The organism is Deinococcus radiodurans R1 = ATCC 13939 = DSM 20539 (genome assembly GCF_000008565.1).
GTDB lineage: Bacteria > Deinococcota > Deinococci > Deinococcales > Deinococcaceae > Deinococcus > Deinococcus radiodurans.
This window is the reverse complement of sequence record NC_001263.1, coordinates 1,578,562-1,591,877: the sequence shown is the minus strand read 5'-3', so window position 1 is coordinate 1,591,877 and position 13,316 is coordinate 1,578,562. Positions and strand designations below refer to the sequence as shown.

At 65.8% G+C, this 13,316-nt stretch carries 12 protein-coding genes; 11 read left to right on the top strand and 1 reads right to left on the bottom strand.

Translation table 11 applies throughout. The annotated features are described in order from the left end of the window. The first annotated feature begins 142 nt into the window (after positions 1–142). From DR_RS08030 to DR_RS08010, 5 genes are all read left to right on the top strand, one after another. Positions 143–1,927, top strand: a complete 1,785-nt coding sequence (locus DR_RS08030) for an ABC transporter substrate-binding protein (protein ID WP_010888210.1) — start codon at positions 143–145, stop codon at positions 1,925–1,927. Positions 1,928–2,082: 155 nt separating this feature from the next. Next, the gene (locus DR_RS08025) at positions 2,083–3,066 is read left to right on the top strand and encodes an ABC transporter permease (RefSeq protein WP_027479864.1); all 984 of its coding nucleotides are present in this window, start codon (positions 2,083–2,085) and stop codon (positions 3,064–3,066) included. 11 nt (positions 3,067–3,077) lie between these two features. Beyond that, positions 3,078–4,208, top strand: a complete 1,131-nt coding sequence (locus DR_RS08020; protein WP_010888208.1) for an ABC transporter permease — start codon at positions 3,078–3,080, stop codon at positions 4,206–4,208. Positions 4,209–4,245: 37 nt separating this feature from the next. Continuing rightward, the gene (locus tag DR_RS08015; RefSeq protein ID WP_051618802.1) at positions 4,246–5,337 is read left to right on the top strand and encodes an ABC transporter ATP-binding protein; all 1,092 of its coding nucleotides are present in this window, start codon (positions 4,246–4,248) and stop codon (positions 5,335–5,337) included. Continuing rightward, positions 5,334–6,374 carry an ABC transporter ATP-binding protein gene (locus DR_RS08010; protein WP_010888206.1) on the top strand — a complete coding sequence of 347 codons (1,041 nt, stop codon included), beginning with the start codon at positions 5,334–5,336 and terminating at the stop codon, positions 6,372–6,374. The genes DR_RS08015 and DR_RS08010 overlap by 4 nt, the downstream gene beginning before the upstream one ends. Positions 6,375–6,444: 70 nt before the next feature. Here DR_RS08010 and DR_RS08005 read toward each other — a convergent pair whose 3' ends face one another. Then, on the bottom strand, positions 6,445–7,200 hold the full coding sequence (locus tag DR_RS08005; protein WP_051618803.1) for a YkgJ family cysteine cluster protein: 756 nt from the start codon (positions 7,198–7,200) through the stop codon (positions 6,445–6,447). A gap of 37 nt (positions 7,201–7,237) precedes the next feature. Between DR_RS08005 and DR_RS08000 the strand changes: the two genes are divergently transcribed. The 6 genes from DR_RS08000 to DR_RS07975 all read left to right on the top strand — a co-directional run bounded on the left by DR_RS08000 (position 7,238) and on the right by DR_RS07975 (position 13,310). Next, the gene (locus tag DR_RS08000; protein WP_027479861.1) at positions 7,238–8,266 is read left to right on the top strand and encodes an HD-GYP domain-containing protein; all 1,029 of its coding nucleotides are present in this window, start codon (positions 7,238–7,240) and stop codon (positions 8,264–8,266) included. 8 nt (positions 8,267–8,274) lie between these two features. Next, positions 8,275–9,111, top strand: coding sequence for an aminoglycoside phosphotransferase family protein (locus DR_RS07995; protein WP_010888203.1), 837 nt, complete (start codon positions 8,275–8,277; stop codon positions 9,109–9,111). Positions 9,112–9,168: 57 nt separating this feature from the next. Beyond that, positions 9,169–9,792: a uracil phosphoribosyltransferase gene (gene upp, locus DR_RS07990; protein ID WP_027479860.1), complete on the top strand. Its 624-nt coding sequence runs from the start codon at positions 9,169–9,171 to the stop codon at positions 9,790–9,792. 95 nt (positions 9,793–9,887) lie between these two features. After that, entirely contained in the window at positions 9,888–11,018 is a 1,131-nt protein-coding gene (locus DR_RS07985) for an MraY family glycosyltransferase (RefSeq protein WP_010888201.1), read from the top strand. A 17-nt stretch (positions 11,019–11,035) separates the two neighbouring features. After that, a complete protein-coding gene (wecB, locus tag DR_RS07980) occupies positions 11,036–12,181 on the top strand; it encodes a non-hydrolyzing UDP-N-acetylglucosamine 2-epimerase (protein WP_034350154.1) in 1,146 nt (381 codons plus the stop codon). Between the two features lie 208 nt (positions 12,182–12,389). Then, positions 12,390–13,310, top strand: a complete 921-nt coding sequence (locus DR_RS07975) for a diacylglycerol/lipid kinase family protein (RefSeq protein WP_027479859.1) — start codon at positions 12,390–12,392, stop codon at positions 13,308–13,310. Positions 13,311–13,316: the final 6 nt, after the last annotated feature.

Sequence of the window (13,316 nt, the reverse complement as noted above, 5' to 3'; positions counted from 1 at the left end):
TCATTATATGAGGATCACATGACAAAGGCTTGACCTTCTCTAGGCCAGTCCATATATTGACCTCGCTGGAAATCCCTGACTTTTTCTACCGACGGCCCCCTGCTGGGAGCGTTGGTCTTTTCCAGAACCGTTTGGAGGTTCCATGAAGAAAGTGATGATGTTGGCCCTGGCCCTCGGCGCGAGCACCTCGCTCGCCGCCCCCTTCGTCTACCCTGCCAACTGGACCAGCAACAAGCCCGGCGACGTGCAGACCGGCGGCACCTTCCGTTCCGTCAACCTTCAGGACTTCAAGACCCTGAACCCCTTTGTGTCGTCCGAAAGCCCCAACCTGCCTGCCGTGCTGAGCGCCGGTTCGCTGCTGGGCTACAACCCTGTGACTGGCAACTACGCGCCCTACATGGCGGAAAAGTACACCCAGTCCGCCGACAAGCGCACCTTCACCTTCGACATCCGCAAGGGCATGAAGTGGAGCGACGGCAAGCCGATTACCGTGGACGACTGGATCACCGCCTACACCATCGACTCCAACAAGGACGTGGGCAGCAACACCTTCGACTACTGGACCATCAACAACCAGCCGATCAAGGTGACCAAGGTCGACAGCAACACCCTCAAGGTCGTGTTCCCCAAGGCCGACGTGACCGCCATCGAGTTCCTGTCCGGTATCTTCCTGCCCCAGCCCACCCACGTCTTCATGCCTGTCTGGAAGGCCAAGGGTGCCCAGGGCATCAAGGACATGTGGACCATCAGCACCAACCCCGACAATATCGTGACCAGCGGCCCCTTCATGCTGGACCGTTATGTGCGTGGTGAGCGTGCCATCCTGAAGAAAAACCCCTACTTCGGCGAGTGGAACAAGGACAGCGCGGGCAAGTCGCTGCCCTACCTGGACGGCATCCAGATCAACATCGTGGCCGATGCCAACGCTCAGCTCGCTCAGTTCCTGGCGGGCAACCTCGACACCTACAGCCCCGACAACCGCGACAAGCTGGCCCAGGTCAAGTCGGCCATGGACGGCGGCAAGGTCAAGGGCACGCTGATTCCCAACGCCAGCGCCCGCGCCAGCAGCGACTTCATGGTCTTCAACATGGACGACAGCGCCACCTTCAAGACCAAGCTGTTTTCCAACGTCAAGTTCCGTCAGGCCATGAGCATGCTGATGAACCGCGACGCGATGGTCGACCTTGCTCTCGGCGGTCTCGGCGAGCCCACCTACACCTCGGTCTACCCCGTGTACAAGGACTGGATCCCCAGCGGCATGGACAAGTACAAGTTCAACCCCACCGCCGCTGCCAAGCTGCTGGCTGAACTGGGCTTTACCAAGAAGGGCAGCGACGGCATCCTGGTGGATAAGGCGGGCAACAAGCTCGAATTCACCCTGATTACCAACGCCGAGAACAACCGTCGTCAGAGCTACGCCAAGGTGATTCAGGACGAGGCCAAGAAGGTCGGCGTCAAGATCAACGTCAGCGCCATCGCCTTCAACCAGATGACCACGCTGCTCGACGCCAAGGACAACTTCGGTCGCCGTAACTTCGACGCCATCATCATCGGTCTGACCGGTGGCGGTCAGGTCTACCCCGTGTCCGGCCCCAGCGTCGTCGAGTGCAAGGGCCTCGGTGACGGCGGCAACCTGCACATGTTCAACCAGAGCAACAAGTGCCGCTTCCCCTTCGAAACCCAGGCCGTGAACCTGTTCTGGAAGGGCCGCGCCGAGTTCGACCTCGCCAAGCGCAAGGCCATCGCCGCGCAGATCCAGAGGAACGAAATGGAAAACCAGCCCTACATCCAGCTGGCCGCCCAGACCGTCCACTTCGCCTGGACCGACCGCGTGCAGGGCGAGTACAACCGCCCCCAGATCAACAGCTTGAACGCCAGCACCCTCTTCGGGCCCCGCGACATCGCGCTGACCTGGATCAAGCGCTGAGGTCCTGAGGACGCCTAGAATTCAATCCTGAGTTCCGGTTGGGCGCGGGGCCGTCACATGGCCCCGCGCCCAATCCGTGAGTTTCGCCAATTGAAGCCCGAACTACCTTTTGTTCTTTTCAGGTGATTGCCTGATGCGTGTGGAGGTCCACCACCTTGCTTCCTTACATCTTGCGGCGAGTGCTGCAATTTATTCCTACTTTCGTCCTGGCGACCATGCTGGCGTTTTTCATCACCCAGGCCGCGCCAGGCGACTTTCTGTCTCAGTTGAAGGAAAATCCGTCGGTCAAGCCCGAGACCATCGAGCGTCTGCGCCGTGAATTTGGCCTGGACCAGCCGGTGTTTGTCCAGTACCTCTACTGGTTCAAGAACCTGCTGATGGGCGACCTGGGCGACTCTTTCCAGTACAAGCGCCCGGTGGCCGAGGTCATTCAGGGACCGTTTCTCAACAGCCTGATTCTGGTGGTCATCAGCACAGTGCTGCACTTCGCCGTGTCGATTCCTGTGGGTGTGTACAGCGCCCTCAAGCCCTACAGCTTCTGGGACCGCGTGTTTACCTTCTTTTCCTACATCGGCCTGGGGATACCTTCATTTTTCTTCGGTCTGCTGGCGATTTACGCCATGCTGCAACTCAAGCAGCAGTTCGGCTGGGACCTCCCCCTGGGCGGTAAGTCGAGCAGTGCGCTGCCGACCGACATTTCGCCGCTGCGCCACGTCTGGGACGTGTTCCTGCACGCGCTGATTCCGTCCATCATTCTGGTGCTGCGCGGAATTTCCGGTGAAAGCCGCTTTATTCGCGGCCAGATGCTCGAAGTGCTGGGTCAGGACTATATCCGCACCGCCCGCGCCAAGGGCCTGAACGACCGCGCCGTGACCTACAAGCACGCCTTCAAGCTCGCCATGATTCCGACCATCGCGGGTCTGGGCGGCCTGCTGCCTGCATTGATCGGCGGCGCGGGCTTTCTGGAAATCGTGTTCAACTGGCCCGGTCTGACGCCGCTGCAACTCACGGCGCTCGGCAACCAGGACATCTACATCCTGATGGCGGTGACGGCGCTCGGCACCCTCCTCTACATGATTGGCAACCTGCTGTCCGACCTGCTGCTGGCTGCCGTTGACCCCCGCATCCGGTACAGCTAAGGAGCCTGGAGATGACGACTGCAACCGCACCCCAGAAAATCCAGAAATCCAAGAGCCAGTGGCAGGTCATTCGGACCCAGTTTTTCCGTAACCCCCTGGCCCGCCTGGGCCTGTTTATCCTGGGCTTTCTTTATCTCATCGCGCTGTTCGCGGGCTTTCTGGCCCCCTACGGCCTGACCGAGTACAGCACCTCCGACCGTATTTCCTGGGCACCCCCCACCAAGATTCACTGGCAGGATGACGGCAAGTTCGCGCCGCATGTCTACGGCCTCAAGCGCGACATCGACATGGAAACCTTCCGTGACAAGTACACCGAGGACCCTTCGGTCAAGTGCCCGGTCAAGTTCTTTGTCCGCAACCCCGACATTGAGGACCGCACCTACAAGTTCCTGGGCTTTATCCCCAGCAGCCTCAAGCTGATGGGCGTGGACGAACCCTGCAAGCTCTATCTGCTCGGCAGCGACAACTTCGGGCGTGACCAGTTCTCGCGCATCATGTACGGCTCGCAGATCAGCCTGACCATCGGCATCATCGCCTCGCTGCTGTCGCTGGTGCTGGGGCTGGTGCTGGGCGGTATCGCCGGGTACTTCCGGGGCTTGGCCGACACGCTCATCATGCGTCTGGTCGAGGTGCTTTCGGCCATTCCCGACCTCTTTCTGCTGATTCTGCTCCGCGCCATGTTCCCGCTCGAAGCCAACCCGATTCTGGTGTTCTACATCGTGGGCGGTCTGCTGGCGTTCATCGGCTGGGGCGGGATTGCCCGCGTGGTGCGCGGCCAGATCCTGTCGGGCCGCGAAATGGACTATGTGCAGGCCGCCAACGCCCTCGGCGCGTCGGACGCCCGCATCATCGGTCAGCACCTGCTGCCCAACTCGGCCACCTTCATCATCGTGGCGATGTCGCTGGCGATTCCCGGTTACATCCTCACCGAATCGGGCCTGAGCTTTATCGGCATCGGCATCGTGGAGCCTTACGCCTCGTGGGGCAGCCTGCTCAAGCTAGCGCAGGACGGCGGTTTCGAGTCGCTCGACACCCGTCCCTGGGTGCTGCTGCCGGGTGTGTTCATCATGCTGGCCGTTCTGGGCTGGCAGTTCGTGGGCGACGGCCTGCGTGACGCGTTCGACCCTCGCCGCCGCCGCTAGCCGTTATGATGCTTTTTATGCACAACAGGGGAGAGCAATGACCCAGCAACACACAGGTGAGGTCCTCCTCGCCGTCAACAACCTCAAGACCTACTTCAACACCGACGACGGCGTCGTCAAGAGTGTGGACGGCGTGACCTTCCACATCAAAAAGGGCGAAACCCTCGCCGTGGTGGGCGAATCGGGCTCGGGCAAGAGCGTGACCAGCCTGACCGTCATGCGCCTGATTCCCATGCCCCCCGGCCAGATCGCAGGCGGCGAGATCCTGTTCACCGGCAAAGACGGGGTGCAGCGCAACCTCGTCAACGTGTCCGAAGCCGAGATGCGTAGGATTCGCGGCAACGACATCTCCATGATCTTTCAGGAGCCGATGACCAGCCTCAACCCGGTCTACACCGTGGGCGACCAGATCGCCGAGGCGGTCGTGCTGCACCAGGGCAAGACCCGCAAGGAAGCGATGGACGTGGCGACTGACATGCTGCGCTTCGTGGGGATTCCGGCGCCCGAAAAGCGCGTCAACGAGTATCCCCACCAGATGTCGGGTGGGATGCGCCAGCGCGTGATGATCGCCATGGCGCTCTCGTGCAAGCCCGCGCTCCTGATCGCCGACGAGCCGACCACCGCCCTCGACGTGACCATCCAGGCGCAGATTCTGGACTTGATGCGTAACCTGCAACGGGAAGTGGGCATGAGCATTCTGTTTATCACCCACAACCTCGGCGTGGTGGCCGAAATGGCTGACCGTGTGGTGGTGATGTACGGTGGGCGCGTGGTGGAAGAAGGCGACGTGATCGAGATTTTCAAGGCGCCGCGCCACCCCTACACCATGGGCCTGCTCAACTCCATTCCCCGTCCCAGCGAAGACGAGCACGCCCACGTGCCCGGGCAGCCCAAAAAGCGCCTGGAAGCCATTCCCGGCAACGTGCCCAACCCGCTCAACCTGCCCCCCGGCTGCACCTTCGAGCCGCGCTGCAAGTTCGCCGTGCCCCAGTGCTCGCAGGCCGTCCCGGCGCTCGAAGACACGGGGGGCGGCCACATGGCCCGCTGCATCCGCTGGCGCGAATTTGAACAGGTTCAGGGCGGCCAGCCCCATACCGGCACCGGCCTGAGCTCCGAGGTGAACGCATGACCACTGGTCCCATTCCGACGGCCCCCGTGACCACCGGCGCTCCGCTGGGAGCCGCCGCAGCGCCGCGCGCTGACCTGCTCGAAGTCAACAACCTTCAGAAGTACTTCCCCATTCGCGGCGGCCTGATGTCGCGTGTGGTCGCCAACGTCAAGGCCGTTAACGACATTACTTTCCGTGTCGGCAAGGGCGAAGTGGTGGGCCTCATCGGTGAATCCGGCTCCGGCAAGACCACCGCCGGACGCGCCCTGCTGCGCCTGATCGAACCGACGGGCGGGCAGGTCATCTTCAACGGCACCGACATCACCAAGCTGGGCAAGTCCCAGATGCGCGATTACCGCCGCGAGATGCAGATCATCTTCCAGGACCCCTTCGCCTCGCTCAACCCGCGTATGACGGTGAGCGACATCCTCGGCGAAGCGATGCAGATTCATAACCTGCACCCCGGCAAGGCGCGCGTGGACCGCATCGCCGAGCTGTTGCAGCGCGTGGGTCTGCGCCCCGAGCACATGGGCCGTTACCCCCACGAGTTCTCGGGCGGTCAGCGCCAGCGCATCGGGATTGCCCGCGCTCTAGCGGTGGACCCCAGCTTCATCGTGGCCGACGAGCCGGTGTCGGCGCTCGACGTGTCCATCCAGGCGCAGGTCGTCAACCTGATTCAGGACCTTCAGGAAGAACTCGGCCTGACGGTGCTGTTCATCGCCCACGACCTGCACGTCGTCGAGTACATCTGTGACCGCATGATCGTGATGTACCTGGGCCGCATCATGGAAATCGCGCCGAGCCGCGAACTCAACCGCAACCCCAAGCACCCCTACACCGAGGCGCTGCTCTCGGCCTCCCCGGTGCCCGACCCCACCATCAAGCGTCAGCGCATCATCCTTGAGGGCGATATCCCCAGCCCCATCAACCCGCCCTCGGGCTGCGTGTTCCGCACCCGCTGCCGCTACGCGATTGCCGACTGCGCCAACATCGTGCCCGAACTGCGTGAAGTCTCGCCCGACCACTTCAAGGCGTGCATCCGCGACGACATTCTCTGAGAGAAGAGAACGGCAAGAGCGGCAAAAGAAATCCCCGGCGAGTTGGCCGGGGACTTTTTTGTATGGAGATTCAGCCGATTTCCAACGTTACGGCGTGCGCCAGCCCCCGGCTCTTAGCCTGGCTCCAGGCGCCGCGCCCGTCTCCGGCCTGCACCTTCGCCATGAACTGCGGGTCGCGGGCCAGGGTGGTCAGCGTCCAGAAATCGCCCCAGACTTCCAGCCCCCACGCCTTCCGCATCGCCTTGCTCGCGGCGGCCCATACCGGCTCGCTGAGATGCTCAAGCGGGGCGATGAAATGCACCTCGCCGTCGGTGCCGGGGGTGCGGGCGACCTCGCGGCGGTACTCGGCCTGCTCGCGGCGGGTCATGTTCTCCCAGGTGCCGCAGGCGCAAAAGTGTGCGGGAAAGGCGCTGAAAGTGTCGCGGCAGCGGGTGGGGCGGGCGTCGTACTGCGAGCAGGCGCCGGTTTCGCGGTCGAGCAGCGGGCAAAAGCTGATTTCAATGCGGTGGCGCTGCACGAACTCGTCCTCGTCGCGGGCGGTGCGGGCATTTTGCCCCACGGCGCGGGCATGTTTTTCGAAGGCGCGGGCCTGTTCGGGCGTCAGGGCCTGCGCGGTAATCAGCGCCTCGGCCAGCGAGACACGAATCGGCATGTCGCAGCAGAAATAACAGCCGGCGCCGCAAAAGACCTCACCGCCTTTGGCGAGGTACTGCGCGGTCCATTGCCCGGCTTGGCGGCCATAACGGGCGTAGGCCTGCTGCACCGGCGCGGTGACGGCGGTGGGGGAACTCGGTGGGGGGGAAGCGCGGCGGGTCAGAGGAGCCATGTGGCATTCAGGGTAACGCGGCTATACTGCGTCTACCGTGTTCCGACGCAAAGCCACCTCCAACACCACGCCCGACGCCCGCCGCACCAGCGTGACGGGAGTGTCCGCCCATGAGCCGCTCGACCCGACGCGGGTGCTCGCGGAGTTGCTGTCGCGCCCCAGCGCCGAGGGCGTGCTGGAAAACGCCCTGGCCTACGCCGCCACGCTGCTCGGCGGCAACGTCAACGGCTACGCGGTGGTGCGCCGGGGCCAGGACAAGGTGGCGGCAGTGTTCGGCTACCCGCGCAGCCTGATCGGCACCGCGCTCAGCGGCCCCTGGGCGGCGATGCGGCCCCGCGTGCTGTCGGATGGCAGCAGCGAACTGTACGAGGCCAACGCGCCCGAGCTGCACAAGGTGCTCGACGCGGCGGGGATGCGCGACGTGCCGCTCTCGCTGGTGGTGCCGGTGAGCGACCGGGGGCGGACGCTCGGGGCGCTGGTGCTCGACCGCACGAACGCCGACCCCATTTCGCCCACCCAGCAGGAAGCGGTGGCGCGCTGGGCCACGGCGGTGGCGCCCATCCTGGGGATGCTCGACGCCCGCGACGACTGGCAGCAGGCTGCCCGGCAGGTGTCGAGTGCGGTGGTCGAGGCCATCGAGAGCCAGGATTTCGACGGCTTGGGGCACTCGGCAGCGGTGGCCGACGCCAGCATGAAGATTGGCCGGTCGTTGGGGCTTTCCTCCCGTGAACTCGAAGAATTGTGGTTCGCCGCCACCCTGCACGACCTCGGCAAAATTCACGGCGAGCAGGGGCACGCCCTCGTCGGGGCCAATTTCCTGCAAAACGTGCCGCATCTCGCCGAGGCGCAAAAGGCCATTCGTCACCACCACGAGCGCTGGGACGGCCAGGGCGAGCCCGACAAGCTCGCGGGCGAGGACATTCCGCTCTACGCGCGCATTCTGGCGGTCGCCAACGCTTACGTCCGCACCGGCGACCTCGAGCGGGTGCAGGCGCAGGCGGGCAAGGGCCTCGACCCCCGCGTGGTGAACGCCCTGCATAAGGCGCTGGAGAAGGCCGCGTCCTGACCTCTGGCGTGCGAGGCTCGAACTTCTCCTCGGCGGCCCCGGCGCATTTTCCGGTGCTGGAAGCCCGCTACGGCCCCCTGACGCCGATGGACAGCGGGATGCAAAGCCGCGTCTACTCCACGCCCGGCGGCGAGGCGGTGGTCAAGGTCTACCGCAACCACCAGGGCGAACACCGCACCGAAGCCGCCAACATGCGCCGCGCCGGGCTCGGTGAGTGGGTCGTCGACGCCACCGAGGCCGACGGCATCGAGGCGCTCGTGCTGCGCCGTTTCAGCGGGCGCCCGCTGACCCGTGAGGACGTGACCCGCGCGCTGCCGGCCCTGCGCACGCAACTCGCCGCGCTGCACCAGCACCGTGAGGGCCGGGTGGACCTGCGGCGGGTGCAGGAGCGGCTGCGGCGCTTTCGCTCGTCGCTGTCGGGCTATGGCCTGAGCGACCTCTTCGAGGCGGTGGAGGTGCCGCTCGACCAGGGGCTCTTCGACCAGCCCGCCGCCTTTTGCCATCTCGACTTGTGGCACGACAACATCCTGATGAACCGCGAGAGCGGCGAAGTCCTCATCATCGACTGGACGAAGGCGGCCCCCGACGACCCGCTGCGCGACCTCGCCCTGCTCAAGACCGGCACCCTCGACCTGCTGCCCGCCGACGAGAGCCTGAGCGCCGCGCTGACCTTCCTGCCCGACCAGCAGCCGGCCACCCTGCGCCGCTACCGCGCCTACGTCGCCATGACCACCCTGCACGACCTGTACTGGTTCCTGATGAACGAGCCCTACGAGTTCGACAGCCAGCGCGAAAAAAAGATTCCCCGTGCGCGGCACGTGCTGGCGCGGCTGCCGGGAGAGTAGAGCCGAGGGTCGGGCAAGGCGCGGCGCGGCGGGCGCGGGCCCGCTATCGTGTGCCTCATGGTCACTCTCGTCGAGCATCCCCTGGTCCAGCACAAGCTCTCGCTGATGCGTGATGAGCGCACCGGCGTCAAGGAATTCCGCGAGCTCGCGGGCGAACTCAGTCTGCTGCTCGCCTACGAAGCCATGCGCGACCTCGAGGTGGAGCCGGTGCGCTTCGCGACGCCCATCGAGGAAGGCGACTTTCCCATGCTCAGCGGCAAGAAGCTGGCGCTGGTGGCGATTTTGCGCGCGGGCCTGGTCATGACCGACGCCATCGTGACGCTCGTGCCGGCGGCCAAGGTGGGGCACATCGGCATGTACCGCGACCCGCAGAGCCTCGCGCCGGTGGCGTACTACTCCAAGCTCCCCGCCGACATCGCCGAGCGCCGCGTGTTTCTCACCGACCCCATGCTGGCGACGGGCGGCAGTGCCAACGCCGCCATCCAGAACCTCAAGGACGCGGGCGCGCAGTCCATCAAGCTGATGACCATCCTCGCCGCGCCCGAGGGCATCCACGCCGTGCAACAGGCGCACCCCGACGTGGACATCGTGACTGCCTCGGTGGACAGCCGCCTCAACGACCACGGCTACATCGTGCCGGGGCTGGGGGACGCCGGGGACCGCATCTACGGCACGAAGTGACCTCAATTTGAGGTGCGGGGCGAGCGCTGAAAAAGCCCACTGCACCTTTCGTCTGATGCCCCCGCCGCCCCCAGCCTTTAGAATCCGGTCACGTTATGGACTCTTTGCGGGCGCTCGCGGCGCAACTCGGCATCGCCGACCCTTTCGGGGCCGGTTTCCTGAGCGTTCTGGTGACGTTCGTCACGGCGCTGCTCTTTACCTGGTTTTTTATGCCCCGGCTGCGCGAATTTGCGGTGCAGGCGGGCTGGGCCGACATGCCCAACGCCCGGCGACTGAACAAGGAACCGCTGCCCAACGCGGGCGGGCTGGGCATTTTTGCGGGTTTTATCGTGAGCATCATCGTGGCCTGGGCGATTCGGCCTATCGCCGTGGAACTCGTCAATATTCAGGTGCTCGCCATCATGCTCGGCGCGACCCTGATGATGTTTCTGGGTTTCATCGACGACCGGGCGGACCTCTCGCCCGCGCTGCGGCTGGTGGTGCAGGTGCTCGCGGCGGTCCTCCTGATGGTCAATGGGCTGAAGATGGATTTCAACGCCATTCCTTTCCTGCCGACCCTGCCTGACGTGGTCAACGACCCCCTCAGCACCGTCCTGACCATCCTGTGGATCGTGGGCCTGACCAACGCGGTCAACCTGATGGACGGGGTGGACGGCGTGGTGGGCGGCCTGGGCTTTATCGTGAGCATGGTGCTGCTCATCACGGCGGCGCAGTTTTCCGACCGCGCGGCGGCGGTGGTGCTCCTCGCCGGGCTCGCGGGCGCTTGCCTGGGCTACCTGCGCTACAACTTCAGCCCCAGCCGCATCATCCTGGGTGGGGGCTCGTACCTCATCGGTTTTACGCTGGCCGCCGTGAGTCTGCTCGGCACGCTGAAAGTCAGCGCGGGCGCCAGCCTGATCGTGCCGCTGATCGTGCTGGCGCTGCCGGTCATGGACACCACCCAGGTGGTCATCGGGCGGCTGCGCCGGGGGATTCGCAACCCGCTGGGGCACCCCGACAAGACCCACATTCACCACCGGGTGCTCGCCCGCACCGCCTCGGCGCGGCGCACGGCGGTCATCCTGTGGGGCGTGGCGCTGCTGTGCGGCGTGGCGGGCATGCTGCTGCAAGGGGTGAAGCCCCTGGTGGTGGCGGTCGCGGCGCTGGTGATTGCCCTGAGCCTCGGTGCCGTGGCGCGGTTGCGGGTGCGGGCCCACGAACGCGAGCGGGCCCCGCACCTCAACTGAGTTTAGGAGTGTTTGTTATGTCCCAACCTGACCGCCGCATCGTCCTCGCTTTCGGCACCCGCCCCGAGGCCACCAAGATGGCCCCTGTCTACCGCGCCCTGGAGCGCACGCCCGGCCTGACGCCGCTGATTCTGTCTACTGGGCAGCAGCGGCAGATGCTCGACGCCGCGCTGAATGTTTTTGACCTGACACCCGACCGCGACTTGAACGTGATGACCGACCGCCAGACGCTCGCCGACCTGACCGCCCGCATCGTGCCTCAAGCGGGCAAGGTGCTGCGCGAGATGGGGGCCGACATGGTGCTCGTCCACGGCGACACGTCCACCTCGTTCTGCGTGGCGCTTTCGGCCTTTTACGAGGGGATTCCGGTGGGCCACGTGGAAGCTGGCCTGCGCTCAGGCAATCTGCGCGAGCCGTTTCCCGAGGAGGCCAACCGCCGACTGACCGGCGTGCTGTCCACGCTCGACTTTGCGCCCACCGCCGCGAGCCGCGAGAACCTGCGGCGCGAGGGCAAGCCGGACACGGGGATCTTCGTGACCGGACAGACCGCCGTGGACGCCGTGCGCGAGGTCGCCGGGCGGGTGCCGCTGCGTCCCGAGTGGCAGGCGCGCCGCGACGCTGGGCAGCCGCTCGTCACCGTCACCATGCACCGCCGCGAAAACCAGCCGACCATGCGCGAGATGGCGCAGGCGCTCGGGCGGGTGGCCGCCGCGTTCCCCAATCATCACTTCATCTACCCGGTGCATCTCTCGCCCGCCGTGCAGGAGGCGGTGCGCCCGGTACTGGGCAGCGTGCCGAACTTCGAGCTGGTGGACCCGCTGGATTACTCCGACATGGCCCCGCTGATGGCCGCGTCGGTGCTGCTCGCCACCGATTCGGGCGGGTTGCAGGAAGAAGGCGCAGCGCTCGGCGTGCCCGTCGCGGTACTGCGCAACGTGACCGAGCGGCCCGAGGGCGTGGAAGCGGGCGTGCTGAAGCTGGCCGGCAACGACCCCGCGCAGTTGGAGGAGGTGCTGACCGGCCTGCTCGGCAACGAGGCCGAACTCGCCCGCATGCGCGCGGCCCGCAACCCCTACGGCGACGGGCAGGCGGCGGGGCGAATTGCGGCGGCCATCGCCTGGCACTTTGGGTTGACTGAGCGTCCGGCGGACTGGGAAGGCTGAAGCGCAAGAGCGGCAGAGGGCACTCCGGGGCACCTGATACAGATTCCGATTGAATCCAGTTGTTTTGGATTCAATCCAAGCGGATGCGAGGAGGAAAAATACGGGTTTCGCGGTATGGAAGCGCAGGCGGTGCTTTTCCGCCTGTGCTGGAATGGAGCGCAGTCCGTAAGGGGTGCCTTTTTCCGCGCTGCTCTATGCTGGCTGGACTGTGACAACCGCTTCGTCCGCGCTGCCCTTTGCCGTCGTTCTCAATGCCCAGGCCGGGCGCGGGTTGGCCGGGCGCGAGTGGCCCCGGCTGCGCGGCGAGTTGGAAGCGCGGGGCATCGCGTACCAGTTGGTCGCCGCGCAGAGCGGGGCCGGGGCACTGGCCGAGGTGCAGGCGCTGCCGCCCGGTCAGCCGGTGCTGGCGGCGGGGGGCGACGGCACGGTGGGGGCGCTGCTCCCCGCGCTCGTCGGCACCGGGCGCCCTCTGGCCCTCGTGCCGCTGGGGAGCGGCAACGACTTCGCCGGGATGCTGGGCCTGAAGCCGGGGCAGTTCGCCGGGGCGCTCGGCCGCCTGAGTGAGCCGCCCCGGCAGGTAGACGCGCTGGAGGCCGAGGTGGTGCGCGGCGACCACGCCGGGCTGAAAAAGCCCCTGCTCAACGGCCTCGGCACCGGCTTCGACGCGCAGGTGACGCACGCCTACCTACGCGCCCCCCGGCAGCTCCCCGGTTTCTGGCGCTACGCCTGGGGCGCCGCCGCGTCGCTGGGCCGCCTGCCGCTCGCCGAGCTGACGCTGCGGGTAGACGGCGAGACGCTCTACCAGGGCCAGAGTGCGCTCGCCGCCGTCATGAACGGTACGCGCTACGGCGGCGGCTTTCGCATCAGCCCGGCGTCGGCGGCGCGCGACGGCTTACTCAACGCGGTGTGCAGCGGGCCGCTCAGCCGCCTGCAACTCATCGAACTGATGGCACGGGTGCTGCCGGGGCGTCACCTCGGGCACCCGCGCGTCCATCACGGCACCGGGCGGGTCATGGAGCTGCACTGGTCGCAGCCGATGTTCCTGCACCTCGACGGCGACCTCTACGGTCAGGCCGAGCAGGTGCGGGCGCGGGTGCTGCCGGGGGCGGTGACGCTGCTCAATGGCTAGTGGGGG